Raw genomic sequence first — 25037 nt, 5'->3', positions numbered from 1 at the left:
GGAAAAATGAAAAAGTTTCTCGTTTTTGCTTTCGCCGCTGCTATGACTCTCGCTGCTTGTGGTGACGACGATACCAATCCTACTTCTGGCGGTAACGATAATACCGATCCCGATAACGGTGGCAAGAAGGATGACGGCAAACTGGATGCTGGCTGCAACTTCGCAAAAGAAGATAATGTTTGGAAGTACAAGTATTCAACTTGGGAATACATCGACGAATATACCTGGGTTGACGAGACGACGGTCGATTACAAGGCATATAAGAAAGCGTATCACATGGAAGACGATGACACGACCTATACGGGCGTGAACCGCGACGAGTTCTTCGAAAAGGTTATGGAAGATTGCCTGTTCTACCAGAACATGGACAACTAGCGCTTTATTCCGTGTTCCGCCATGTAGATGGCGAGATAGTCGATAACTCCTGAATCAGCTCCCTTCACGGGAACATACCGCAGGTTGTTCTGCGCGTCGATGATGACGGCGAGCCCGGCGATGTAGTTTATCCAGTGATAGTCCTCGTGATACTTGAGGGCAACCTTTCCTCCGGAACCGAACACGGCCAGGGGCATCACGAATATATCGTGCGAGACCATGATGCTCACGCGCTTCCACTTGGACAGGTTCTTGAGGATGACCTTTTCCATGAATTCCTGGGCGCGGGGCGCAAGTTCGTAGAGTGCGTCGGGGTAGGGTTCTCCGTATGCCCAGTGGGCCATGAGCTCGACGGAACTTCCCTGCATGCCGAGCTTTGTCGCGTATTGTGCGAGCTCGTCTGCGGAAATCTTCAGGAACCAGTTGCCGGTGATGTCGTAGTTCGTGATGAGCTTCGGGAGGTTCGCTTCGCCGCGTCCCTTCGATATGTTATTCGCAGTCTCGTTCGTGCGCACGAATCCCGAGGTGATGTAACTGAATTCTTCGTCGCTCCTGAGAGTTTTTCCTAAGTCCTGGGCCATCTTCACTCCGTTTGCGGTGAGTTCCGTCTCTATCGCCACGGCGTCTTCGCGCTCGGAATGGCGTATGATGAATACCGCCTTCTCGCTAGGCGCTAGGCTCCTGTAAACATCGGAAACCGTCGCGAATCCGTCCTTGTCGAGCGGGATTTCTGTTACTGCGGTCACGGAGCCGGCAGAGCCTGCGGAACTCGACGATTCAGGAACGGAATTTGCGGAGGAGGAAGATTTGATACGCTCTACTACTGATGACGAATGTCCGTGTGTGTAGTGAGCGCTGGAAGAAGAAGCCGGAAGGGAGGAAGACGACATGGCAGCCGACGACCCTTCCGGTGAATCTTGCGCAGATGACCCCCCAAACAGATTTCCGGAGTCAGGAATATCAAGGTCAGATGCGCTTGATTCAATTTCGGTTGGTTCTACATCTTTTGATGACGTGCCCGAATCGGTGCAGGCAATGAACGCGCCTGTAGTGAAGATGGCGAGTGTGAAGACGCGCATCACGAACCCCACTGGTAATCGCCCGCCTCGTACACCGGATTTTCACCGTTGAAGCCGCGCGGGCGCTTGATCTTGTCGTCAAATACGGTCTTGTTGAAGATGCGGAAGTCGCCGCGCTCGTAGCTTTGGAACGAGATGTGGCAGAAGATGGGCCCTGCCGGCATGTATTCGCTGTAGCTCATGGTGCGTTCGCCCGCCGTGTAGAGGTAGTTGAAGTACTTGCCGTTCAGGACGATGTGCAGCCCGATGTTACCCACGGTGAACCAGCGACCCTTCGCGAGGATGTTTTCGTGGTGGGTGTCGTCGTAGTCCATCACCACGAATTCCGCATCGCCATTTTTATCGAGATGGAAACGGTACTTGTGGTTGCCCCCGCAGCAGCGGCCGTCGAAGAACCATGTATAGCCACTTGCCGCAGCGATGCGCGGGTCGCGCACGCTCGTGTCGGGGTGGGCGAGCTGTTCGTCGCTCACGAGGCGCTCGGGTTCCACTGCGGCAATCAGCTGTGCAAGCGTTTTCGGGTTGCTTACGGAGGTGAGCGTGATCTTGTTTTTCGCCTCGCTCATGGAGCGGCGATACAGGCGGTAGGGAATGCCGTCGTCGCTGATCATCGTCATTTCGTCCTGGCTAAAGATGTAGTAGGCGTATGTCTTGGTGCCGCTCCGTGTGACCACGTTGAAACTGCGGTTGTTGAGCGTGTACCACTGTCCTGATACATTTGGGAATCCCGAAACTGCCGCGTTTCCGTCTTCGGCGATGACAACGGTGTAGTCGTCGCTGATCCATGCTTCGTCGGCAGCGGTAATCAGGCGGCAGTCGCGATTCTTGTCGCCCTGGCAGGCGGCAGCCGAGGGGTTCGCCGCTTCGCAGGGGCTCACCATGCCTGGCGGGAGTTCCGCCGACATGCCGATACGGAATCCCATGTCGGCGGCGCCATCGCGGCTGCGGATGGCGCGACGGCTCACCCGCGCGAACTCCGCGGGTTCGCCGTAACTCCCGCCGCGGCGCGTCTTGTTCCCGCTTCCTGTGAGCTGTACCGGATTCACCTTGTCGCCCGCGGTGTAGCCCACGAGCCAGTCGTAGACCCATTCCCACGAGTTTCCGCTCATGTCGTATAGCCCGAGCTTGTTCGGCTTCTTGGTCGCCACGTCGTGCGCCTTGCCGCCGCTGTTTTCGGAATACCATGCCACGTCATCGACGTTGTTGCTGCCCGAGAACTTGAAGTTGTCTGCGACGCCGTCCTTGCCGCCGCGTGCCGCGAATTCCCATTCGGCGTCGGTCAGCAGGCGGTACTGGTGGCCCGAAAGTTGCCCGAGCTTGCAGGCAAAACTGTTCGCGTCGAACCAGCTCACGCCGATTTTGGGTGCCTTGTCCGATTCCCAGACGTTTTTCTTGCCGCCCATTACGGCGTTCCATTGCCCGATAGTGACCTCGGTTGTGGCGATATGGTAGGCGCCTACCGTTACTTTGTGCGCAGGCGTCTCGTAAATCTTGTCCTGCTCGGCGCAGTTGTCGCACCCGCGCGTGTACGTGCCACCCGCGACATACACCATGCTGAATACCGCGCCGTTTACGGTGTCGGCGAAGGTGGCCGGTGCAACGTAGGTAAATTCAGAACCCGCGCCGGTGCTGCTTGAACTCTTGGGCCCGAAACCGCCCGAACTGCCGGGAACGTTCCCGCTCGAGCCTGCAATGTTCGTGCTCGAGCTGGGCGCCGAGCCTGCGCTTGTCGGCTTCGCGCCCGATGAGGTCGCGGGCAGTTCTCCCGAAGAAACTGCGGGCATCCCTCCCGAAGACTGGTTGTCTCCCGGATTGCTGTTGCCCGTATCGCCTGTAAATGAATTGGAAGAGAGCTCTCCCTCTGGAACAGAAATGCCGTCGGAAGATTCCGAGCAGCTCCAGAACACCCCAGCGGCGATTATCGACACCGCTAAAACACCCGAAAAGCGCATGCGCATGGCGCACCTCCTTCGAGTCCATAACCATAACCCAATTCTAAACTAGATTTAAAAAGGAAAAAGCGGTGTAAATTTTTGTAAAGAAAACTGCGGATGCGTTTTTTGCTATTATTTAAGGGAATTAGAAAAAGAGGCATTTTATGAAAAACGTCGTCCTTCTCGGTGCCACAGGCTCCATCGGTACGTCCAGCGTCGATGTCATCCTGCAACATTCCGACATTTTTAACTTGTATGCGGTCGCCGCGAACAGTAGCGTGCAGAAGGTTGCCGAAATCGTGCGCAAATACAAGGTGGAACGCGTGTGCATGTTCGACCCGAACGCCGCGAAGGAACTTGAAGGGATTCTCGGCATGAAGATACTCGCCGGCATGGAAGGCCTGTGCGAACTTGCCGCCGACCCGAAGGCCGATATCATCATCAACGCGCTCATGGGTGCGGTGGGCTGCCTCCCGACCATTACCGCCATCGAGCACGGCAAGCACGTGGCCCTCGCGAACAAGGAGACGATGGTCATGGCTGGCCCCGTCATCTGGGACAAGCTTGCGGAAAACCCGAAGTCGTTTATCACTCCCATCGATTCCGAACACAGCGCCATCTTCCAGTGCCTTGAGGGCGGCAAGCGCGAAAGCGAGGTGGAGTTCCTCGAGATTACCGCTTCCGGCGGGCCTTTCCGCGAATGGCCTATCGAGAAGTTCGAAACCATCACGGTTGCCGACGCGCTCAATCACCCCGTGTGGAGCATGGGCAAGAAGATTACCATCGATTCCGCCTCCATGATGAACAAGGGTCTCGAAGTGCTCGAGGCGCACTTCCTGTTCCATATCCCGTACGAACAAATTAAGGTCGTGGTTCACCCGCAGTCCATGGTGCATTCGCTGGTGCAGTTCCGCGACGGCTCCCTCATGGCGCAGCTCGGCGCTCCCGACATGCGCATCCCCATCCAGGTGGCGCTCACGTGGCCCGACCGTCTGCGTCTCGAAACCAAGCGCCTCGACCTGCCGACACTTGCAAAGCTCACGTTCTTCGAACCGGATTTCAAGAAGTTCCGTTGTCTTGCCCTCGCGTTTGAGGCGGGCCGCCGTGGCGGTATCGTGCCCTCCATGATGAATGCCGCAAACGAGGTGCTCGTCGACCGCTTCCTCAAGGGGAACCTCAAGTTCACCGATATCCCGAAATACGTGGAAATGGTGATGGAAAAAGCCCCGGACGTGACCGGCCACCTGACGCTCGACCAAGTTCTTGACGCCGACGCCGAAGCCCGCAGGCTCACCGCTTCGCTGATAAAGTAATTTTACAAAAGCGTGTTATCCTGAATGGCCCTTTTGCCCTGAAAACGGCAAAAGGGTTGTTCTTTTATACAACAAAATATCGTTCCTTTTTGTGAAAGGCTCGTGTTTGGGGGGTAAATTTATGTTGTGGTTCGAAAAAAGGAGCCCCAAAAGGAGTCAGAAATGAAAAGTTTGGTTATGGCGGCAGGCTTGTTTGTTGCCGTGTCTTCATTTGCCCAGTGGGGCGACTGGGGTGGCGGAAACAACGGTGGTTTCGGCGGCCCGCAAAATGGATCTACCGTTGCGAATGCAGAAAAAACTGCTGACGTGAATTACGTTGGCGACGGAAAAACCTACCATACGCTGGACATCTATATTCCCAAGGATACGGAGGGGCCGTATCCGGTGGTTATTCACACCTACGGAAGTGCCTGGAGCATGAACAATTACAAGGGTTCTGCGGACTTGGCCACCATCTGCTCTGCTTACGCCAAGGCGGGGTATGCGGTAGTGACGCCGAACCATCGCTCGGCAAGCGATGCCAAGTATCCGGCACAACTGCACGACATCAAGGCCGTGGTGCGTTTTGTTCGTGGCAATGCGGCCAAGTACAAGTTCGATACGAATTTTGTGGCCGTGTCCGGGTTCTCCTCGGGTGGCCACCTTTCGAGCCTCACCGCGACGACATGCGGTTTGAAAGAGGGCAAGTCCGGTTCGGTGACTGTCGATCTGGTCGGAGACCTCGGCGAGTACACCACGTTCAGCAGCTGCGTCGACGGTGCCGTGCTCTGGTCCCCTCCGACAGACATCTACACGATGAACCCCATCAGCATGGGTGGCTCCGGAACCATGGAAGGTGCCTTCATCGGTGTAGAACGCGAAGGGAACAAGGACAAGTGGATGGTCGCGAGTTCACCCTACTACGCGAGTGACGACGATCCGCCGGTAATCATGTTCCACGGAACGTCCGACAATATCGTGAATATAGAGCAGAGCCAGGAACTCTACGATTCCCTCAAGAACCACAACGTGGTAACGGAATTTATCAAGGTGTCTGGAGGCTCCCATGGCGGCGACAAGATGAATGCGAAAGAGAACTTGGACAAGGCGGTCGCCTTCCTCGACAAGGCGCGCGAGGCCAAGGCCGCTGCCGCTGTCGTTACACCGCCGGACACCTCGGCCCAGGATACGGTCCCGCCGGGAATCGTGTACGATACTCTTCCGGATGCGTTGCCACTCCTGCGTTCGCTTGGCGCGGTTCCGGTGACTTACGATGTTTTCTCTTTGGATGGCGCCCTGGTCTCGCGTTCCTCCGTGCTCGACAAGAGTGCGTTTAGGCCGGGTGTCTATTACGTGGTCACAAGGACTGCCGCGGGCAGGCGGGATGTGTCCCGGTTTGTGAAAAAGTAAAACACTTGATACAGTTTGGTTTATAATTCTTTAATAGGCGGTCCTATACGGGCCGCCTTTCCTTATATTGTGTTCAGGTGTATGACAACTTTTCTTGCGCAAGAGAGGATGTTTTGAAAACGAATAGAATCAAGCTGGTCGTGCTTTCCGCGACCGTTGCCGCCGGTGTTTCGACGGCCTTTGCAGCCAATGCCTACATAAACCAGGTGGGTTACCGCCCTTCCGACCCCAAGCAGTTCTCGCTGGTGGGCGCCTCGGGCAATGTCGAAATCGTGAACGCGTCCGGCCAGACGGCCCTTTCCGTGACTCCGGGGGCCGCATCTTACTGGGATGCGAGCGGGCAGAATGTTCAGCTCGTGGATTTCTCCGAACTCAAGACCGCAGGCAAGTACTCCATCAAGGTGGGCGGACAGGTACTCCGCCAGGATTTGGTGGTCAAGGATAACACGTTCGAGGACGTGCTCAAGGCTGCCGCCAAGTGGTTCTACTACCAGCGCGCATCGATGGCTCTCGAGAGTCAGTATGCGGGCAAGTGGAGCCGTGCTGCGGGGCACACGAATTCTACGGTGGAACTCCATAACTCCGCCGGTTCGGGCTCTATCCAGTCTACCAAGGGCTGGTACGATGCGGGCGACTACGGCCGCTATATCGTGAACTCGGGCATTACCACCTACACGCTCCTCTCGCTTTACGAGCATTTCCCGAATTACTTCAAGAGCCTCAAGTGGAATATCCCTGCGGAGGGTAGCCTCCCGGACCTGCTTGCCGAAATCAAGTGGAACCTGGACTGGATGCTTACCATGCAGGCGAATGACGGCAGTGTGTACCACAAGCTTACGTCTCTCGGGTTCCCGGGCGACGTGATGCCTGCGCAGGACAACCTGAAGCTTTACGTTATCGGCAAGAGCGCCGAGGCCGCTTTTGACTTTGCGGGCGTGATGGCTGTTGCCGCCCGCGTGTACAAGCCGTTCGATTCGAACTACGCAAACAAGTGCCTGGAGGCGGCGAAGAAGGCCTATGCCTGGGGCTCGAACAACATGAACGTGCACTTCACGGCAAACCCGTCCGATGTGTCGACCGGTGCCTACGAAGGCAATAACGCGAGCGACGAGAAACTTTTCGCCGGCACGGAACTTGCCATTACGACAAACGACGGGTCGTACAAGCAGTCGGGTACCACGGAGTATATCTCCTACTGGGGCGACATGAAGGGAATTGCCACCTACGGCAAGGCGACTCATGCGTCTGTTTTTAGTGATGCGGGCGAGGCCAAGCAGAAAATCCTTTCGACCGCCGACGGTTTCGTGAACCGCACCAAGTCCGGTTTTGGCGTGGTGATGGCGAAGGACGATTTTGTGTGGGGTTCAAACGCCGTGGCCTCCAATCAGGGGGTATGGCTCTTGCATGCCTACTACCTCACCGGCGACGAGAAGTATTATGCCGCAGCGCTCAAGGTGCTCGATTACCTGCTCGGCAAGAACCCGCTTGACATGTCTTTTGTGACGGGTTATGGCACCAAGTCTCCGATGATGCCGCACCACCGCCCGAGTACTTCGGATAACGTAACTGAGCCTATCCCGGGAATGCTCGTGGGTGGCCCGCAGCCCGGTGGCGAGGATGTCGGCTCCGCTGCGGAATGGAAGTGCGCCGACTACAGGACAGGACAGGCAGCAACGGCCTATACCGACCAGCGCTGCAGTTATGCAACGAACGAGGTCGCCATCAACTGGAATGCCCCGCTTGCCTACTTGGCGGGCGCTCTCGAGGCGATAAACGCGGGCTTCGCTCCCGACTTTGCCGCTGCAGGAGTCGCGAGGAAAAATGCGACGGCGCAGTCTTCGTCCAGTTCCGCCCCGCAGGGCTCTAGTTCTTCTAGCGCGGTGCCTGCTTCGAGCTCTTCGCAGTGGCAGCCGCCGCAGTCCAGCTCGTCGCAGTGGAACCCGTGGAATCCGGCCAGTTCCAGCGCGACTACCGCAATTCGCGAGGTTGTGCCTGCCGCAATGCAGCGCGATGCAACACCGCGCCTCCGCGTGAAGGATTTCAAGCTTGTCGTCGAGAAAAACGGCAGGCGCTATGACCTCCGCGGTCATCGCCTGCACTAGTTTATGGCATCAGATGCCGGGCGATAGGGAATCTAGCGTAGGAATACTTTCTTTGTGAAGTTGAATCCAGTTCCTGTCGCCTTCACCATGTAGACTCCCTTGCGGGACTCCTTCCACAGGAATTCCTTGCCTTTGGCCGAAGCCATTTCATGGCCGTTCATATCGTAAATGTGCCAGGAAGCCGTTTCGGGGAGCGAGAAAAGGACTCCGTTTCCGAGGCGGTTGACTTCAAGACTGCTCGATGCAAAGCGTTTCGGCAAAATGCTTTCGGACTTGCGGGGCGTCAGGGAAGATGAATCGCCCGGAGTCGCCGATTTCGGGTTGTCGATGGCGTCAATCACGTTCATGAAGGTCCCGCTCATCATCGAGGCTCCGAACCAGGCGAGGAACTGGTCGAAATACATTTCGTTGTGGAGCGTGTCCTCGATTCCGCCGGTGGGGTCGACGGCGTTTCCGAAGTAGTCTCCACCTTCATAGAACTTGCCGAGTTCTTCGCTGAATGCGATGCGGTCTTTCGATTCGCCGACGGCAAGGGCAGCCGTCGCCCACATGCCGACGGTCAGGTGGCTATGTTCCCTGCGGTAGCGCCAGGTATCCTTGTTCTTGCTGTCGTTGAAGTCGGTCCAGATATCATCGGCGGGCAAGAGCTCGCCCGGATTCTCAATTTGATAGAAATTGGACGCTTCGGCGCCTCCCTTGTCGTTGATGAAAGCGAGGGAATTCTTGAGGAACGCCTTTGCGCGAGGCTCGTCGAACCATACGGCATCAATGGCTACGCGCCAGAGGATGCGGATGGCGTCCTTGAAGAAGGCGCGGCTGTTGAAGTAGGCGTTGTAGCCGAGGCTCCCGGCCCACTTGCCATTGGGCTGCATCCAGTCGGGAATCATGCCCATGCTGTAACCGGGGCTGTTCGCGAGGATTTCGTAAGTCTTTTCGACAACCATGTTCCAGCGGTCACCGTTGCTGTCGAAGTTCGCGAAGATCCTATACCATGCAGGCGAGAAATAGCCCGGATTGACAAAGGCGTCGCCTCCCCATCCTGCGCCTGGGGCTAGGATCCCGCTGCTCGTGACCTGCTTGGTGTCCCACATGCAGTCAAGGATTTTCTTGGCGTGGTCGGCGTAGCCGTAATTGAACTTGGTCGAGGTGTATGGCTTCCATTTGCCGGCGGATACAAGTTTGTCTGCAAAAATGAGGGCGAGGGCCACGTCCTCTTCGGCGTCTGTCGCGGCACCCATTCCGCTGATTTTCCCACTGGGATCCATCTGCCAGTTGTAATAACAGCCGCCCCACATCTTTTCGTTGGCGGTATCCCAGATGCTGTTGAAGTGCTCCTGGTCGTTTGCATATAGGGCGACCAGCATGCCGTAGCCGACGGCCTCGCTTACTGCGTCACCCGGGGTCTCGCTCTTAGGCCTGTGGATGAGGCCCTTGCCTTCGGTGTAGGGGTCGATGTTTCGGCGGATTAGGCCCTGCCAGGTGCTGTCGAGTGCGGCTTTCCAGTAGGATTCGTCGACCTTCGGTTGTGCATTGGGCAGATCCAGGACTGCCTGCGAAAACGAAAACGCGGCAGCTACGCAGAGGGGAACCAGCTTTTTCATACAATCTCCGATTTCCCAAATACACTCCCTTTCAAATATATAATAAAAAAGCCGTATCCTTCGGATACGGCCTGTGAATTTGAATGACGTCGCGTTACGCCTGGTGCTTCTTGAACCACTTGATGAGCCCGTTGGTGGAGCTGTCGTGGTTCAGCTCGGCGTCGGCCTTGGCAAGTTCCGGAAGGATCTTCTTGGCGAGCTGCTTACCGAGTTCAACACCCCACTGGTCGTAGCTGTTGATGTTCCAGATAACGCCTTGCGTGAAGATCTTGTGTTCGTACATGGCGATGAGGGCGCCGAGCGTTTCCGGAGAAACGTAGTCCATCATGATGGAGTTGGTCGGCTTGTTGCCTTCGAACACCTTGTGCGGGGCGAGGAATGCGATTTCTTCTTCGCTCTTGCCGTCCTTGCGGAGTTCTTCCTGGGCCTGGGCGAGGGTCTTGCCGTTCATCAAGGCTTCGGGCTGTGCAAAGAAGTTGCTGAGCAGCTTCTGGTGATGGTCGCCGACCTTGTTGTGGCTGTTTGCCGGGGCGATGAAGTCGCACGGAATCATCTTGGTGCCCTGGTGGATGAGCTGGTAGAAGGCGTGCTGGCCGTTCGTGCCCGGTTCACCCCAGAGGATCGGGCCGGTCTGGTAGTTCACGCGCTTGGAATCGCGGTCAACGGTCTTGCCGTTGGATTCCATGTCGGCCTGCTGGAAGTAGGCGGCGAGGCGGTGCAGGTACTGGTCGTACGGGAGCATCGCGTAGCTGGAAGCGCCGAAGAAGTTGTTGTACCAAACGCCGATGAGGGCGAGGATCACCGGCATGTTCTTGTCGGCCGGGGCGGTCTTGAAATGCTGATCCATCTCGTAGGCGCCCTGGTGGAGCTTCATGTAGTTCTCGAAGCCGATGCGGAGCGCGATGGAGAGGCCGATGGCAGACCACAGGGAGTAGCGGCCACCCACCCAGTTCCAGAATTCGAACATGTTCGCGGTGTCGATACCGAAGGCGGCGACGGCCTCGGTGTTGGTGGAGAGCGCCACGAAGTGCTTGGCGATGGACTTTTCGTCGCCGTTGAAGGCCTTGAGGACGGCGGCCTTTGCGGTTTCGGCGTTCGTCATGGTTTCAAGAGTCGTGAAGGTCTTGGAAGCGACGATGAAGAGCGTTTCTTCGATGTTCACCTTCTTGAGGGTCTCGGCCATGTGGGTGCCGTCGATGTTAGAAACGAAGTAAACTTCCGGGGAGTATTCGCCGGCAATCGGCTTGTCTGCATAGGGCTTGAGGGCTTCGGTGACCATCACCGGGCCGAGGTCGGAGCCGCCAATACCGATGTTCACCACGTACTTGATGGACTTGCCGGTGTGGCCCTTCCACTTGCCGCTGCGGACAAGGTGGGTGAAGTCTTCCATATGCTTGAGGACCGCACGGACTTCGGGCATCACGTCCTTGCCGTCGACGCAGATCGGGTCGTTACCCTTGTAGCGGAGAGCGGTGTGGAGCACGGCGCGCTTTTCGGTGGTGTTAATCTTTTCGCCGGCGAAGTACTTCTTGCGCATGTCGTCGAAGTTGGCGGACTTGAGCAAGTCCTGGAGCTTGGCCATGGTCTCGTCGGTGATGATGTTCTTGGAGTAGTCCAGGAAGAGTCCGCAGGCTTCCAGGCTGAACTTCTCGGCACGGGCCGGGTCCTTCGCGAAGAGTTCCTTCATGTGCCAAGTCTTGGCGACTTCGGCGTGGGCCTCGAGGGCCTTCCATTCCTGAGAATCAGTCAGTTTCGACATAGATTAATCCTTTCCGCAAAAGCGGTTATTGTTGCGGAGCTAAATATAGAAATTTTATTACATTATGAACATGGATACTTCATTACTTGACAAGGCGATTGTTTTTGCCGTAAAGGCTCACCAGGGCGTTGAACGCAAGGGCAAGGGGTTTCCCTACATTGTCCATCCGCTGGAGGCCGTCTCCATTGCCGCTACCATGACTAACGACCAGGAACTTTTGGCCGCAGCGGTCCTGCACGATACTGTCGAAGATACCGCGGTCACGTTCCGGGAAATCGAACGCGAATTCGGCAAGCGCGTCGCAAGCCTTGTCGAGGCGGAATCGGACGTGGAATTTCCGGGCAAGAGCCGCGAGGAAAACTGGAGGCTCCGCAAGGAAGAGGCTATCGACCGTCTCTCGACGGCTGCAAACGACGTGAAAATCGTTGCGCTCGCCGACAAGTTGAGCAATATCCGTGCCATTTACCGCGACTACCAAGCCATTGGCGACAAGGTGTGGGACCTGTTCTGCGTCAAGGACAAGGCTTCGCACGAATGGCATTTCCGCGGGCTCGCCCGTGCGCTTTCGAGTCTCGACGCGACCTTTGCCTATAAGGAGTTTGCCGGGACAATCGAAAAAGTTTTTGGAGGCGTATGATGGAAAAGAAAGATGTGGTCGATTACGGGCTTCCTCCCAGGGAGACCATGATTCTCGAAGAATACCGCGAAAAACATGCGACATTCGAAAAGCTTTTGCAGGTGGTGAAAAACATTCTTTCGGAAAGTATCGCCTCCAACAGCATCTACATCAATGCGCTCGAAGCGAGAATCAAGGCGGAAGACAGTCTCGCGGGCAAGCTCGAACGCAAGGCGGGAAAGTATTCTAGCCTTTCGGACCTTACCGACATACTGGGCGTCCGCGTCATCACGTTCTACAGCGACGAGGTCGACAAGATTGCAGCTCTCGTGGGAGAGATTTTCGAAATCGACTGGGAAAACAGCATCGACAAGCGCAAGATGCACGACATCCACAGCTTTGGCTACAGCTCGCTCCATTACATATGCCGCGTTCCAAGGGCGCTCTTTGAAGATCCCGCATTCCCCGAGCTGAACGATATCCGCTTCGAAGTCCAGATGCGAACTGCGTTGCAACATGTGTGGTCGGTGCTCGACCACGATACGGGCTACAAGTCCGGGTTCGAAGTGCCCAAGGAATACCTGCGCAACATAAACCGCCTTGCGGGAATGCTCGAACTTGCGGACGAACAGTTCTGCGCTATCCGTACGGGGATCAACAACTACAGGCGCCATGTTCAGTCGCTGGTGCGTTCCGGAAAATTTGACGAGGTGCCGCTGGACGGGGATTCCTTTGGCAACTACCTGGAACTGCGGCCGTTCGATTCCTTGAACAATCGCATTGCGTCTATCAACCAGGCCGAAATCCATGAGACTTCGCTGGTCGGGTATCTGAAACTTTTCCTGTTCCTCGGCTTCAAGACCCTGGGGGATATCGAAAAAATGATAAAGGAAAATTCCGAGGATGCTTACCAGCTGGCAGCGTTCCAGCTTGCCAATACGGATCTCGATATCATCAACTCTTCGCTTGCGGTGGTGAACCTCTGTGCGGTCCACGTCCTCAAACGCGGCGGCGGAGTTCTCGAGCTGACGCGCTGCCTGGACGAACTGAATGGCCCGTCCGAAGTCAACCGCAGCAGGGCGGAACACCTTTACGGCAGAGCGAAAAAACTAGCTTTTATGGAAGCGGCGAATAGTTGATTCCTTTGAGGTTTGGAAATGAAGATTAATTTTCATGGGTTGGCGTTCAAGCAGTCGGCGATGATTCTCTTGGGAATCAGCGTCGTGTTCGCGGCCCTGTTCGGTTTCGGAAGCTCGCAGATTCAGGAGCGCATGTCGCGTCTGCTATTGCAGAAGGGCGAAGAAATCAGCCGCGCGAACGTGGCCGTCATAAACAACCTGTTCGGTTCTTGTCGAAACTTCGGCGAGGAACTGGCGGTGAAGATTGGTGACCAGCAACTTGCAGGAACCGAACTCGACGACTTCTTGCTGAGGTCGCTTTCGGGCGTGCGCGCGACGGTGCCCCAGGTGCTGGCGGTGGTTGTCGCCTATGAACCGGGCATGGCTCCTAAGGGTGCTCCCGAAGGTGAATACATGCGGCTCGCGCATTACACGGAAAACGGGAATGTCATTACGGACGGCGGCAATTACCAGGAGACGACCTGGTATACGAGCACCCGCGATAGCATGAAGGGAATCTGGCAGGAACCGTTCATCGGCCAGTTTATCAAGGAACCCATCGTCATCTACACGACTCCGATTTTCAGCACATCCGCGTCGGGCCAGAAGCAGTTTGCGGGTGTCCTCTGCGTCGACATTTCCATCGCATTCCTCAAGGACATGGTGGCGAGCATTCCTGTCTCGAACAACGGCTATGCGGTCGTACTCTCGGCAAGCAATATGGTAATCGCGCATCCGAAGGACGAAATCACTTTCAAGGAAAATTTTGGTTCCATCTCGAAGAGCGCATCGCGCAAGCGGTTCGACGAATTCGAGAAGGCGGTGAGCAGCATGAAGAGCGGGCTGTTCCTGGGTTCCTCGTTCGAAGGCGACGAGGCGGCCATCTATTTCACGGCGATGGAAACGATTGACTGGACGTTCATGATCGTGTGGCCTGCAGACTCCTTCCTCGAAGAGCAGCGCTCCGTGAACCATGTGTTTGCGTGGATTAGTGCCGGTGGCTATTTGATCATGCTCGTCATAATCCTCGTTATCACCTTCCGCGTCTCGCGTCCGCTAAAAACGTTGGCGGCCGCCGCCGAGAAACTGGGCCATGGCGATTTTGATACCGAGATTCCCGAAGTCAAGGGCAAAGACGAAATCTCGCAGCTTGCGGATGCGTTTGTCGACATGCGTTCTTCGCTAAAGGAATTTGTCGACAAGCAGAAAGGGCTCGACCGTATCGAACGCGAACTCGAATTCGCCCACAGCATCCAGATGGGAATCCTCCCGAAAGACGAATCCGAAGAAAACTGCTGCGACAGCCGGCATTCGCTGGCCCCGCTCATGCAGCCTGCGAAGGAAGTAGGCGGCGACTTCTACGATTTCTTCAAGATTGACGAGAATCACCTCGCCGTTGTGGTGGGCGACGCTTCGGGCAAGAGTGTCCCGGCGGCGTTGCTCATGATGGTGTCCCGCATCGTAATCCGCACCGTGGCCATGCATCTCCAGTCGGTTACGGAAATCCTCGAGGAGACGAACTACGAGCTGGCGCGACGGAACAAGTCCGTCATGTTCGTGACCGCGTGGATGGGAATACTGGACTTGCGTACCGGCCATGTGGACTTTGCATCGGCTGGGCATAACCCTCCGGCGATCCGCCACAAGGACGGAACCGTGGAATATGTGAAGAGCAAGTCGGGACTCGTGCTCGCAGCCGACGAAAAGACGACCTACAAGCAGCAGTCTTTGGACCTTGCTCCGGGCGACATGCTGTTCCTTTACACCGACGGCGTAACCGAGGCGACGAATGCCGAGGAAGTGATGTTCGGAACGGTGGGACTGCAGAAGGCCCTTTCGGAAAGCGGCAACCGTCCTCCTGTTGGTGCATGCCATTTCGTGAAGGAACGTATCGATGAATTCGTGAACGGCGCTCCGCAGTTCGATGACATTACCATGCTTGCGGTGCAGTTCATCGGTTCCAAGGATAACGAGTGGGAAAAGCACGAAATTGTCGTGGATGCGAAACTCGAAAACCAGCCTTCCCTGACGCAGTTCGTGGAACAGGTGCTCGAACCTTTGGGTGGCTCCATGAAGTCGCAGATGCAGATCGATGTCGCTATTGACGAAATCTTCAGCAACATCGTCAAGTTCTCGGGCGCGAACCAGGTGACGTTGACGGTCGAGACATGCAAGTCCCACCTGATGGCGCGTCTCAGCTTTATCGATGGCGGAAGCCCGTACGATCCGACTAGCGCGAAGGAACCCGATGTGACGCTCTCGGCAGAGGAACGCAGCATCGGCGGGCTTGGATTGTTCATCGTGAAGAAGACGATGGACGATGTGGCTTACCGTCGCGATGGAAGCAAGAACATTCTCACCATTACAAAGAAACTTTAAACGGCAACAACTTAGTGAGGTTATCATGCAGATAGTCAAAACACAGCAAGACGCAACCCTGACTCTCGCTCTCGAAGGGCGCCTGGATACGCTGACGTCGTCCCAGCTCGATGCCGAGATCCAGGGAAAGCTGGACGGTATCACGAGCCTCGTGTTCGATTTCGCAAAGCTCGCCTACATTTCTTCGGCGGGCCTCCGCATTCTGCTTGCGGCCCAGAAGGTCATGAACAAGCAGGGCTCCATGGTCATCAAGAATGCGGGTCCGGAAATCCGCGAAATTTTCGACGTGACCGGATTCAGCGACATTCTGACCCTCGAATAGCGGATCGCTCTTCGTGTTTCTTATAAAATAAGGCCCCGGCGGGTACTGCCGAGGCTTTTGTTGCTTGCCGGAAATGGATTCGGCTATGTGGTGCGCTACGGTTTTGCCGGGGGAGGCGGGTTGTCGCCGTGGCGCCGTTCCTTGCGCTCTTCGCGGAACTTTTTCATCTGTTCCTTGCGGAACTTGTTGAACTTTTCGAGCTGTTCCTGGGAGAGAACCTTGCCGAGCGCGGCGACTCCGTTGATGCGGTGCTCGAGCAGGGATCTGTCCGCGTCGAGGACTTTTGCCTTTGCCGCTTCGATGGCAGCGGCGTCATTCTTTTCGAGGGCTTCGCCAAGTGCTTTTTCGGCGTCGTGCTTCTGAGTCCTCAGTTCCCTGAAGATAGAGTCTCCCTTCGCACGGTTGGCGTCGAGAGCGGCTTTCTGTTCCGGGGTCACTTCCAGTACGGAATCGATGACTGCCGGATTCATGCGGCCTTTGAACCTGGGCCCGTCGGGTCTCTTGCCAAAATCACCATGATGTTCGTGCGGCCCCTTGTGGAAGTCGCCGTGGTGGTGCGGTCCGGGAGGCGGCATCTTTCCGTGGCGTTCGCACTGGAATGTTTCGGCCTTGTTGCAGCAAGTGTTGCACCTGCCGCAGAAGTTCCCCAGGAAGAACCCGAGGGAAAGAGCAAGCACGACAAGGCTTGCGATGAAAAGTTTGGATCCTTTCATGGTATTACTCCTTGGTTAAATAGCTGAAGCCGACCGTTTCCTCGAAAGTTTCGAACTCGTCGCTAGTCGAGTTGCCCAAGCTGGAATACCAGCTCAGGACTTCGGACGGGGCCGAACGATCGATGGCGACGATATCGGTAGATTCGGCCTGGTTGCTGATGGCGGGAAGAAGCGCTGTGAGGCCTATAAGCACAAGGCTTGCGGCTATCGGGATGGCGCTGTACCAGCTCTTGATGGAAATGAACTTGGATGCAGAAACGGCGTCCGCTTCCGCGTCCAGTCGCTCGCAGACTTTGGCCCAGGAATCTTCCCTGGGGGCAAGCCTTTCGAACATGGAGAAGTCAAGTTTGTCAGCCATGATTCTTACGCTCCTTTATACGTTCCTTTACAAAGTCCCTTACGAAGTGCCTTGCGCGACTCAGCCTCGCCTTGATGGTGCCTTCAGGCATTTCGTAGATCTCGGCGAGGTCCTTCACGTCGAGATCCTCGGCGTCCTTGAGCCAGAGCATGCTGCGCGTTTCTGCCGGCAGCTGCGAGAGCCCCTTTTCCAGGAGCTCGGCGTCATAGCTTTCGTCTTGCGGGTCCGGCTTGCCGATGGCCTCCTCGATGATGGTGCCGAGCTTCTCTTCTTCGAGATCGCGGTGGCGCTTCTGTGCGCGCAGCTTCATGAGGCATGCGTTTACGGTGAGCCTGTAGAGCCATGTGTTGAGCGCAGCCTGCCCGCGGAACCCTTGCACGGCCTTCGGTACCTGTACGAACACGTCCATGAGGATGTCTTCGGCCTGGTCGCGGTCCTTCAGCATCCTGAAGGCGAGATTCAGTACGTTGCCGCTCTGGTCCTGCCATAGCATGGCCAGGGCTTCACGGCTGCCTTCCTTCAGGTGTTGGAGAATCACTTTGTCGTTCATACCTTATTTTGATGTATGCGGAATGTCGCAGGTTGCAAAAGAATGGTTTATTTTTACATATTAGAAAAAAGAGGGAAAGCCGGCGTGTCTATGGCGAAAAAACGAAAAAATGGGGCGAAATGCCTCGAAAAGCGGGTTTTTGGGCGCTTTTTGTGATGAATGTCATATCGGTTGTGGACAAAAAGTCAATGAAAGATGGATAGGAATGTAAATTTTTCTACCTTGCAATAGGTATTTTATAGTTGATGGTTACTTTTTCGGACATAGCGGACTACCGCGACTTCTTGAAGGACTACTACGAACGCCGCAAGGCGGAGATGCCCTTCTACAGCTACCGCATGATGGGCGACAAGCTGGGACTCGATTCCAGCTACCTCTACCGTGTGCTGCAGAAGAAACAGCACCTTCCCGCCCATGCGTTGCAGGCTGCCAAGGAAATTCTGGCGCTGAGCGGTCGCGAGGCCGAATACTTCGACCTGCTGTTCTCGGCTGCGGTAAGCAAGGACAAGGCTAAGAAAGAAGAATTGATGGCGAAGGCGCTTTCCCTTCGCGACGTGGAACGCCATAGTCTCCAGGCGGCAGAACTCAAGCTGCTTGAGAACTGGTGGATTCCCGCCGTGCGCGCCTACCTGGATTTGAACGGCGGCGTGGTGAACGTGAAGCAGATAGCGAAGGACATCTGCCCCCCGATTACGGAGGACCAGGTCAACGAGGCTATCGAGATTTTGAAGGAAGTTGGACTCGTAAAGAAACTCGCGAGCGGCAGATTGGCGCTTACGGATGCGCACCTCACGGTGGGCGGTCCCGAAAAGGCCAAGGCGGTCCGCAACTTCCAGCGGCAGGTGCTCGCGCTTGCCAGCGATTCCCTGGATAACGTTCCCGTTTCCGAACGCAACGTATCCACACTCACTCTCTCCGTGGACCAGTCCTGCTTCGAGGATTTGGGCGATATGTTGAGGGAATTCCGCAGGTTAGTGCAGAAACGGGTTGACGAATCCAAGAATTCCGACCGCGTTATGCAACTTTCAATGGCATTTTACCCGGTTGCCCGAAAAGGGGGCTTTCCTGAAAATGCTATAATGGGGGAAGGCGCAGGAGATAAAAAATGATGTGCAGGGTGTGGAAATTTGGGATAGCGGCACTGGGTGGAATCCTTGCCGCATGTACTGGCGGATCGGGAGACGATCTCGCCGGTTCTTCGCTTGAAACAGAAAATTCTATAGCGCTTTCTGTACAGCTTGCCGATGGGACTCCCGCGGCGCGCGTAAGCGTTATTGTTCGTCCCGACAGCTACCTGTCCGGGGCCGATTCCGTTGAAGGTTCCTTTGTGGAAGAAAACATGAACTTCGAGACGGATTCGACTGGAACCCTCATCCTGAACAACCTTGGCTATGGCAGCTATATCGTCGAAGCCAGGAATGATTCCCTGAAGGGCGCGTCCAAGTTCAACTACAGGTCGTGGCAGACTGACGGTGGCCGTGTGTCCTTGCACCTGGGTAAGCCCGGTGCCGTTTCCGGACAGGTGATTGTCGAAGACGACGCGGACGCATCCGAAGTGACCGTGGCGGTTCAGGGCCTCGATTATAGCGTCACCGCCGATGGCATGGGCAATTTCGAGTTCGAATCGCTCCCGGCGGGCTTCTTCGAGATGGTCGCCTATGTCCAGTCGGACAGCTCGGTGGTCGACGAGAAGGGCAAGAAGGGCAAGGTCAAGGTCGTTCGCAAGCTCGGGTCTACGGTAGCGGCCGTTTCTGCAGGTCGGGAAAACGTCATTGTCATTGACGTGCGGCCGCACGATTCTCTCCCGTCATTTGTCTTTGAGGATTTCGAAGGGCAAATCGATGCATGGAAGGTCCAGCATTCGGAAGATGCCGATGGAAGCATTGAAATTGTGGATGCCGGCCTTGGCCGGGATGGCAAGGCCGCGCATTTCACATGTGTAAATGATTCCGCATACAACTGGGTGCTGATGGGCCGTGCCCTTGGTGGCATGGTCGACATGAGCAATCTCGATTCCATCGTGTTCTGGGCGCGGGCCAGTGTTCCGACTGATTCCGACAAGTCGCCTTATATCTCCTTCTCGCTTGACCTGAATGTCGACAGCACGTCCGAACTGGAAAGTGGCAAGGCTTGGGTGCACCTGGATGTGGACACTGTTTGGAATCGCTACGTGGTGACTCCCGCAGGCTTCCTTGAAGCCGACAGCAACAATATCGGTGGTAACCTTGGCTGGGATGCGGTGAAGCATAACATTACCGATATCTCCATCTTCGGTGGCACCGGCGGCGAGTTCTGGATCGATGATATCGAGGTTTACGGCTACAGCAAGTTTGTACCCGTGAAACCGGAAGATTGATAGAGCTTTTTTATCAGGAGATGCCCGACGTGCGAATGTGCGTCGGGCTTTCTTTTGACAATTTGTCAATGAGTTCTGCGTTCGGCGGGGCTCCAATTTCTATTTGCAAAGGTATTTTATAAGTGTATGGGATGGCTGCACTGTTTGGATTATGGTGCGGGCTTTCCCCCAAAAGGAGTTGATATGAGTGTGTGGAAAAGCGTGGGCGCGCTGTGTCTTGGGGCAGGTCTTGCAACCTTCGGCCTTGCCGATAATCCGATTTCCTCTTACCACTATCTGGCGGACCCTTCTTGCGCCTCCGATGGTGATACCTTCTACATCTTGACCGATGTGGACGACTATAATAACCAGACGAACTGGAACTACGATATTGTCGGCCTTTACGCCTTCACTTCCGAAGACATGAAGAACTGGACCGACCACGGCATGATTTTCCGCTCCAGGCGCGAATTCGGCAATTACCCGAACAACACCTGGGCATCGGGCATCGCAGTGAAGAACGGCAAGGTCTATATCGTTTACCCCGATGGAGCGAGCGGCGTGGGCATGATTACCGCCCCGGCAATCGATGGCCCCTATACAGACCCGATTCAGGCGTCTCATGGCGTGAACAGGATTGCCGGTGGCGGCAGCAGTGTTATTGGCGGCTGCGATGGCATCGCGCACTGCTTTGACCCGGGCATTTTTTTCGATGATGACGGTACGGGCTACGTGATTTTTGGCGGTGGCGAAAGCAGTCAGCGTCCTTACGGTAACAACTTTGACATCATCAAGTTTACCGAAAGCAACGGCAAGATTACCATGGACAAGAATTCCCTTACGCGTGTCCAGTTGCCGAATTCCTTCGAGGCGCCGTACCTGCACAAGAAGGGAAGCACCTATTACTTGAGTTTCAACAACCGTAGTCAGATTATTGATTACGGTACGTCCAACAAGATCATGGGTCCCTACAACTATGTGGGCCAGGTCATTCCGGGTATCGGTTCCGTGCCCGACGCTCACGGCGAAGGCGGCAACAACCACCACGGTTTTGCTCCGTTCAAGGACAAGTGGTATGCGGTATACCACGACCGTCGCCTGGTGACTTCCGACAACCATCCGGCTGCAACGACTCAGGCGGGCGTGCGTTCCGAAAATCCGAACTACGAAAACCACAGAAGCGTGTCCATCGACGAACTCACCTGGAGTGGCGACAAGATGAACAAGCTCACCTTCACCCGCGAAGGCCCGAAGCAAATCAAGAACTTTGACCCGTACAGGACCTACAAGGCGACCACGAGCTCCAAGCAGATGAATATCCGCAGCCGCACGGACTGGACCAAGGGCCAGCCGGTCAAGCACGTGCTCTTGCCGCTCACGAGCCGTAGCGAATCCTGGATCCGCGTGAGTGGCGTGGATTTCGGTAACGGTGCCGAGAATCTCCGCATCAAGGCCGCGAACGTGGGCGATGGCAACAAGATTGAAATTCGCAAGGGAAGTGCGACGGGTACGCTCGCCGGCACCTGCGAACTGGCGAAGACCAGCAACAACATGACTTTCACGGACAATGACTGTGCCATGACGGGCCTTACCGGCGTTGTGGACCAGCTGTTCTTCGTGTTCAAGAATAATGGCAAGGATTCTACCATGGGCGTTCTTGAATGGGAATTCCAGGGCACCAAGCGCGAGCCCGAACCGCAGCAGCCGTTCGGCGGCAAGGTGTGGGCAATCCCGGGCAAGATTCAGGCCGAAGACTTTGACGTGCCGGGCTACGGCGCGGGCAACGATTCGTACAGCGACAACGATTCCGAGAACCATGGCTATGAAAAGGCCAAGAGTGCTGCGGATTCCGCGAAGGTCGCCTACCGCAAGGACGATGCTCCGTCTGTCGACCTCTATGCGAACGCCTCTGGAATTATCGTAGGCTACAACCAGTCCGGCGAATGGCTTGAATACACCATCGATGTCGCGAAGGATGGCGACTACACGTTCTTTGCCGCCGTGGCGACGGACAACCAGAATGCGGGCTTCGTGATGTCGGTCGATGGCAAGGACATTACGGATACTATCCTTGCCGCCAAGACTGATGTCGAGGGCAGCTTCGATGACTATGCCAAGGTACAGAGGAACGTGACGCTCACTGCGGGTGAACATATCCTGCGTATGACGGTTACGGGCGACTGGTTCGATATCGACTACTTCACCTTCGTGGAAGGCAAGGATGCGACGGACCCGGAACCGATTGGCACCACCGCGATTTCGAATGGGATTAAGTTCCATGTGAGCAGTGCTGCTACTTACCAGGTGTTTGACCTTGCGGGTACGATGCTCGGCAAGGTGGAACTTGCCAGCGGTGCCTCTGTGGCCCAGGTGCTCAAGGCTGCGGGCTACAGGCAGGGCGCCTACATGCTCAAGCAGGTGAACGGAAACAAGAAGTTTATGGCCCGCGTGACGAAATAAAACTGTTCAATCTTTGTTAGTACAAACTCTCTCTTGTGTTTGAAAGGCTCCCGGCAGACTGCCGGGGGCCTTTTTGTAAATAAACGTTAAACGCACCGAAGGTGCCCGTGGACAAAACGTCAATGGTTTTTGTTTGAATGGTTGTTAAAAATGCACGTGGGGATGGTAAATTTTATAATGGTTAGACTGCGGTGTCGCGGTTGAATATGGGATGTTAATATGAAGAAGATTTCCAAGGGAAAGCTTGGTTTGGCTCTTGCGTGCGGTCTCTTTGGTTCTGCACTTGCCGATAACCCGATTTCTACCTACCATTATCTGGCCGACCCCGGTGCCGCTGCCGACGACGAATATTTCTACATCATCACGGACTCCGATGACCCGGCTCCGTACAATTCCAATGGTTACAAGATTTACGCCCTCTATGCATTCCGCAGCAAGGATATGCAGAACTGGACTGACTACGGCATTATTTACGATGCCCGCAAGGTGAACGGCATTAACGATATTTGGGCATCCGGTATTGCGGTGCATAACGGCACGTTCTACATCGTGTTCCCCGATGGCGGTGGCGGCGGTATCGGCTACATCAAGGCGCCTGCAATCGACGGCCCGTGGACAAATGCCGTGGGCCAGGGCAAGGACAAGTTGGTCGGTGGCCGTGGCATTATCGGCTGTGACGGTGTCTCGTGGTGTTTCGACCCGGGTATCTTTATCGATGACGACGGTACGACCTACGTCACATGGGGCGGTGGCGAAAGCAACAGCCGCCCGAATACCGACAACTTTGATATTGTCAAGCTGAACGATGCGAAGGATGCTCCGGTGGGTAACGGCAGCCACGTGAAGGTGAACAACCTCCCGACCCGTAAGATGCTCGAAGCGTCCTACATCCACAAGCACAAGGGCAATTACTACTTCTCTTACAGTACCGGCTGGCAGCAGGGTGCGCCTACCATCGACTACGGTATGTCGAATAACGTAATGGGACCGTACACCTGGAAGGGAACCATTCTCGGCGACCCGAGTATGAACGGCCGCAGCATCAACGGCAACAACAACCACCACGGTATTGCCGAATTCAAGGGCCATTCTTACGTTGTCTATCATGACCGCCGTATTGCCAAGGGCCATAACGGACTTGAAATTATTCCGGCCGATGACGGTCAGCCGAAGCCGAACGAAGGTTACCACCGTAGCGTCTCTGTAGACGAAATGTTCTACAACAACGACGGTACGATTCAGACGGTGAAGGTGACGGACGAAGGCCCGAAGCAGATCGAGAACTTCGACCCGTACGACTGGTATCCGGCGCTCACGAGTTCCAAGCAGAAGGGCATCCGCAGCCGTTCTAACTTTGTGCAGGGCAAGAAGGCCGAACACGTGCTGATTCCGCTTTCCAGCAAGGAATCCTGGATCCGCGTGAGTGGCGTGGACTTCGGTACTGCGGCAACGGGCTTTACTGTCGAGGCTTCGAGTGCTGCTGACGGCAACAAGATTGAAATCCGCACGGGTTCTGCGACGGGTACGCTCGCAGGTACCTGCACGCTCAAGAATACCGGCAACAAGAATACCTATGCCGAAAACAAGTGCGAAGTCGATGGCCTCAAGGGCATCGTGAACCAGCTGTTCCTCGTGTTCAAGGGCAACCAGGATTCTACCATGTACGTGAAGGCTTGGGGCTTCGAGGGCAGTGGCACCACGCCTCCGGAACCGCAGAAGCCGTTTGGCGGCAAGGCCTGGGCTATCCCCGGCAAGATCGAGATGGAAAACTTTGACGAACCGGGTACGGGCCGCGGCGCGGGTGTCGATTCCTACAACGAGAACGATTCCGAGAACCATGGTGATAGCGACTTGCGTGAAGGTACCGGGGTCGACCTGTACAAGAAGGCTACCGGCGTAATCGTGGGTTACAACCAGGCCGGCGAATGGCTCGAATACACCGTGAACGTGAAGGAAGCGGGTGACTACACCATGTTTGCCGCCGTCGCGTCCGCCAATAGCACTTCCGGTTTCCAGCTCTCCATCGATGGCGAGAACATCACCGATGCGATTGCCGTCCCGCAGGCAAGTTCCGGCGAAGAGAACTATGACGACTACAACAAGGTTTCTGCCAACGTGAAGCTCCCCGCGGGCGAACATATCCTCCGCTTCACCGTTACAGGCGACTGGATGGATATCGACTACATCAACTTCGTCGCGGGCAAGGATGCCGAAGATTCCGACCCGCTCGAAGGCACTACCGCGATCAAGACTGTCGCCCAGTTCAACTCGTTCGGGTCTTACACCTACCGCGTGTTCGACCTGAAGGGCAAGCAGGTGGGTACGGTGAATCTCGATGGTGCGCATGTGGGCGATGCGCTCCGTGCGGCCGGATTCAGCAAGGGTATGTACATGCTCCGCTCCCTGCGCGGCGAAAAGAAGTTTATGGCCAGGGTTGCGGAATAAGTCCGTACACGGCCTAAAAGAGTCCCTAAACACCACACATCCAGACCGGCGCCTTTACGGCGTCATAAAGCTCCTCGGGATTAGTCCCGGGGCGCTTTTTTTGCGCTCCCCTCCCTAGTCGCTATTGATAAATAGTCAATGAGAAGTCGGCTCGTGGGTGGGAAAATCGCCATTTTCGGAGGTAGATTA

The 25037-nt window shown here is 55.8% G+C and carries 19 protein-coding genes; 12 read left to right on the top strand and 7 right to left on the bottom strand.

What is annotated here, in order from left to right; all coding sequences use genetic code 11:
- Positions 1 to 6 precede the first annotated feature (6 nt).
- Positions 7 to 375, top strand: a complete 369-nt coding sequence (locus B2952_RS11860) for a hypothetical protein (RefSeq protein ID WP_173366811.1) — start codon at positions 7 to 9, stop codon at positions 373 to 375.
- On the opposite strand, the gene B2952_RS11855 is transcribed toward B2952_RS11860, so the two are convergent.
- Positions 372 to 1454, bottom strand: coding sequence for a histidine phosphatase family protein (locus B2952_RS11855; RefSeq protein WP_290728361.1), 1083 nt, complete (start codon positions 1452 to 1454; stop codon positions 372 to 374). The two genes, B2952_RS11860 and B2952_RS11855, sit on opposite strands and share 4 nt — an antisense overlap.
- Positions 1454 to 3412: a formylglycine-generating enzyme family protein gene (locus B2952_RS11850; RefSeq protein ID WP_290728363.1), complete on the bottom strand. Its 1959-nt coding sequence runs from the start codon at positions 3410 to 3412 to the stop codon at positions 1454 to 1456. The genes B2952_RS11855 and B2952_RS11850 overlap by 1 nt, the downstream gene beginning before the upstream one ends.
- Positions 3413 to 3552: 140 nt before the next feature.
- On the opposite strand from B2952_RS11850, the gene dxr reads away from it, so the two are divergent.
- The 3 genes from dxr to B2952_RS11835 all read left to right on the top strand — a co-directional run bounded on the left by dxr (position 3553) and on the right by B2952_RS11835 (position 8192).
- Positions 3553 to 4701, top strand: a complete 1149-nt coding sequence (gene dxr / locus B2952_RS11845) for a 1-deoxy-D-xylulose-5-phosphate reductoisomerase (protein ID WP_290734167.1) — start codon at positions 3553 to 3555, stop codon at positions 4699 to 4701.
- A 162-nt stretch (positions 4702 to 4863) separates the two neighbouring features.
- Positions 4864 to 6090, top strand: a complete 1227-nt coding sequence (locus B2952_RS11840; protein WP_290734169.1) for an alpha/beta hydrolase — start codon at positions 4864 to 4866, stop codon at positions 6088 to 6090.
- Positions 6091 to 6203: 113 nt separating this feature from the next.
- Positions 6204 to 8192: a glycoside hydrolase family 9 protein gene (locus B2952_RS11835; protein ID WP_290734171.1), complete on the top strand. Its 1989-nt coding sequence runs from the start codon at positions 6204 to 6206 to the stop codon at positions 8190 to 8192.
- 32 nt (positions 8193 to 8224) lie between these two features.
- Here B2952_RS11835 and B2952_RS11830 read toward each other — a convergent pair whose 3' ends face one another.
- Together B2952_RS11830 and pgi are read right to left on the bottom strand one after the other, a co-directional pair.
- Complete coding sequence (locus B2952_RS11830) at positions 8225 to 9793, bottom strand: glycosyl hydrolase family 8 (RefSeq protein ID WP_290734173.1); 1569 nt, start codon at positions 9791 to 9793, stop codon at positions 8225 to 8227.
- A 94-nt stretch (positions 9794 to 9887) separates the two neighbouring features.
- Positions 9888 to 11552 (bottom strand): glucose-6-phosphate isomerase, encoded by a 1665-nt coding sequence (gene pgi, locus B2952_RS11825; protein ID WP_290734175.1) that lies wholly within the window; start codon positions 11550 to 11552, stop codon positions 9888 to 9890.
- Between the two features lie 70 nt (positions 11553 to 11622).
- Between pgi and B2952_RS11820 the strand changes: the two genes are divergently transcribed.
- The 4 genes from B2952_RS11820 to B2952_RS11805 are packed head-to-tail and all read left to right on the top strand — an operon-like array spanning position 11623 to position 15987.
- Positions 11623 to 12189 (top strand): HD domain-containing protein, encoded by a 567-nt coding sequence (locus B2952_RS11820; protein WP_290728374.1) that lies wholly within the window; start codon positions 11623 to 11625, stop codon positions 12187 to 12189.
- Positions 12186 to 13307: a GTP pyrophosphokinase gene (locus B2952_RS11815; protein WP_290781625.1), complete on the top strand. Its 1122-nt coding sequence runs from the start codon at positions 12186 to 12188 to the stop codon at positions 13305 to 13307. Before B2952_RS11820 ends, B2952_RS11815 begins: the two co-directional genes overlap by 4 nt.
- An 18-nt stretch (positions 13308 to 13325) precedes the next feature.
- Positions 13326 to 15665, top strand: a complete 2340-nt coding sequence (locus tag B2952_RS11810) for a SpoIIE family protein phosphatase (protein WP_290734179.1) — start codon at positions 13326 to 13328, stop codon at positions 15663 to 15665.
- Between the two features lie 25 nt (positions 15666 to 15690).
- Positions 15691 to 15987 (top strand): STAS domain-containing protein, encoded by a 297-nt coding sequence (locus B2952_RS11805; protein WP_173366542.1) that lies wholly within the window; start codon positions 15691 to 15693, stop codon positions 15985 to 15987.
- A 95-nt stretch (positions 15988 to 16082) separates the two neighbouring features.
- Here the strand turns inward: B2952_RS11805 and B2952_RS11800 are convergent, their stop codons facing one another.
- Genes B2952_RS11800 through B2952_RS11790 form a run of 3 tightly spaced genes read right to left on the bottom strand, consistent with a single transcriptional unit; the run spans position 16083 to position 17608 of the window.
- Positions 16083 to 16700 (bottom strand): hypothetical protein, encoded by a 618-nt coding sequence (locus B2952_RS11800; protein ID WP_173366541.1) that lies wholly within the window; start codon positions 16698 to 16700, stop codon positions 16083 to 16085.
- A gap of 4 nt (positions 16701 to 16704) precedes the next feature.
- Complete coding sequence (locus B2952_RS11795) at positions 16705 to 17058, bottom strand: hypothetical protein (protein ID WP_290734181.1); 354 nt, start codon at positions 17056 to 17058, stop codon at positions 16705 to 16707.
- Complete coding sequence (locus B2952_RS11790; protein WP_173382189.1) at positions 17051 to 17608, bottom strand: RNA polymerase sigma factor; 558 nt, start codon at positions 17606 to 17608, stop codon at positions 17051 to 17053. The genes B2952_RS11795 and B2952_RS11790 overlap by 8 nt, the downstream gene beginning before the upstream one ends.
- Before the next feature lie 245 nt (positions 17609 to 17853).
- Here B2952_RS11790 and B2952_RS11785 point away from each other — a divergent pair, with 245 nt between their 5' ends.
- The 4 genes from B2952_RS11785 (at position 17854) to B2952_RS11770 (ending at position 24848) form a co-directional block, all read left to right on the top strand.
- Entirely contained in the window at positions 17854 to 18717 is an 864-nt protein-coding gene (locus B2952_RS11785) for a DUF4423 domain-containing protein (protein ID WP_173366538.1), read from the top strand.
- Positions 18714 to 19964: a hypothetical protein gene (locus tag B2952_RS11780; RefSeq protein WP_173382190.1), complete on the top strand. Its 1251-nt coding sequence runs from the start codon at positions 18714 to 18716 to the stop codon at positions 19962 to 19964. The genes B2952_RS11785 and B2952_RS11780 overlap by 4 nt, the downstream gene beginning before the upstream one ends.
- A 183-nt stretch (positions 19965 to 20147) precedes the next feature.
- The gene (locus B2952_RS11775; protein WP_290734183.1) at positions 20148 to 22403 is read left to right on the top strand and encodes a family 43 glycosylhydrolase; all 2256 of its coding nucleotides are present in this window, start codon (positions 20148 to 20150) and stop codon (positions 22401 to 22403) included.
- Between the two features lie 219 nt (positions 22404 to 22622).
- The gene (locus B2952_RS11770; protein ID WP_290734185.1) at positions 22623 to 24848 is read left to right on the top strand and encodes a carbohydrate-binding protein; all 2226 of its coding nucleotides are present in this window, start codon (positions 22623 to 22625) and stop codon (positions 24846 to 24848) included.
- The last annotated feature ends 189 nt before the right edge of the window (positions 24849 to 25037 follow it).

Origin of the sequence: Fibrobacter sp. UBA7003, from assembly GCA_002449765.1 — a bacterium.
Lineage (GTDB): Bacteria > Fibrobacterota > Fibrobacteria > Fibrobacterales > Fibrobacteraceae > Fibrobacter.
Note: the sequence above shows the minus strand (reverse complement) of the source record. Positions and strands in the feature narration are given on the sequence as shown.

Coding starts and splice junctions, on each gene's coding strand:
- B2952_RS11805 (WP_173366542.1), top strand. CDS start 15,691: ATGCAGATAGTCAAAACACAGCAAGACGCAACCCTGACTCTCGCTCTC.
- B2952_RS11830 (WP_290734173.1), bottom strand. CDS start 9,793: ATGAAAAAGCTGGTTCCCCTCTGCGTAGCTGCCGCGTTTTCGTTTTCG.
- B2952_RS11770 (WP_290734185.1), top strand. CDS start 22,623: ATGAAGAAGATTTCCAAGGGAAAGCTTGGTTTGGCTCTTGCGTGCGGT.
- B2952_RS11840 (WP_290734169.1), top strand. CDS start 4,864: ATGAAAAGTTTGGTTATGGCGGCAGGCTTGTTTGTTGCCGTGTCTTCA.
- B2952_RS11820 (WP_290728374.1), top strand. CDS start 11,623: ATGGATACTTCATTACTTGACAAGGCGATTGTTTTTGCCGTAAAGGCT.
- B2952_RS11800 (WP_173366541.1), bottom strand. CDS start 16,700: ATGAAAGGATCCAAACTTTTCATCGCAAGCCTTGTCGTGCTTGCTCTT.
- B2952_RS11850 (WP_290728363.1), bottom strand. CDS start 3,412: ATGCGCATGCGCTTTTCGGGTGTTTTAGCGGTGTCGATAATCGCCGCT.
- B2952_RS11810 (WP_290734179.1), top strand. CDS start 13,326: ATGAAGATTAATTTTCATGGGTTGGCGTTCAAGCAGTCGGCGATGATT.
- B2952_RS11855 (WP_290728361.1), bottom strand. CDS start 1,454: ATGCGCGTCTTCACACTCGCCATCTTCACTACAGGCGCGTTCATTGCC.
- B2952_RS11790 (WP_173382189.1), bottom strand. CDS start 17,608: ATGAACGACAAAGTGATTCTCCAACACCTGAAGGAAGGCAGCCGTGAA.
- B2952_RS11815 (WP_290781625.1), top strand. CDS start 12,186: ATGATGGAAAAGAAAGATGTGGTCGATTACGGGCTTCCTCCCAGGGAG.
- B2952_RS11775 (WP_290734183.1), top strand. CDS start 20,148: ATGAGTGTGTGGAAAAGCGTGGGCGCGCTGTGTCTTGGGGCAGGTCTT.
- B2952_RS11785 (WP_173366538.1), top strand. CDS start 17,854: ATGGTTACTTTTTCGGACATAGCGGACTACCGCGACTTCTTGAAGGAC.
- dxr (WP_290734167.1), top strand. CDS start 3,553: ATGAAAAACGTCGTCCTTCTCGGTGCCACAGGCTCCATCGGTACGTCC.
- pgi (WP_290734175.1), bottom strand. CDS start 11,552: ATGTCGAAACTGACTGATTCTCAGGAATGGAAGGCCCTCGAGGCCCAC.
- B2952_RS11860 (WP_173366811.1), top strand. CDS start 7: ATGAAAAAGTTTCTCGTTTTTGCTTTCGCCGCTGCTATGACTCTCGCT.
- B2952_RS11795 (WP_290734181.1), bottom strand. CDS start 17,058: ATGGCTGACAAACTTGACTTCTCCATGTTCGAAAGGCTTGCCCCCAGG.
- B2952_RS11780 (WP_173382190.1), top strand. CDS start 18,714: ATGATGTGCAGGGTGTGGAAATTTGGGATAGCGGCACTGGGTGGAATC.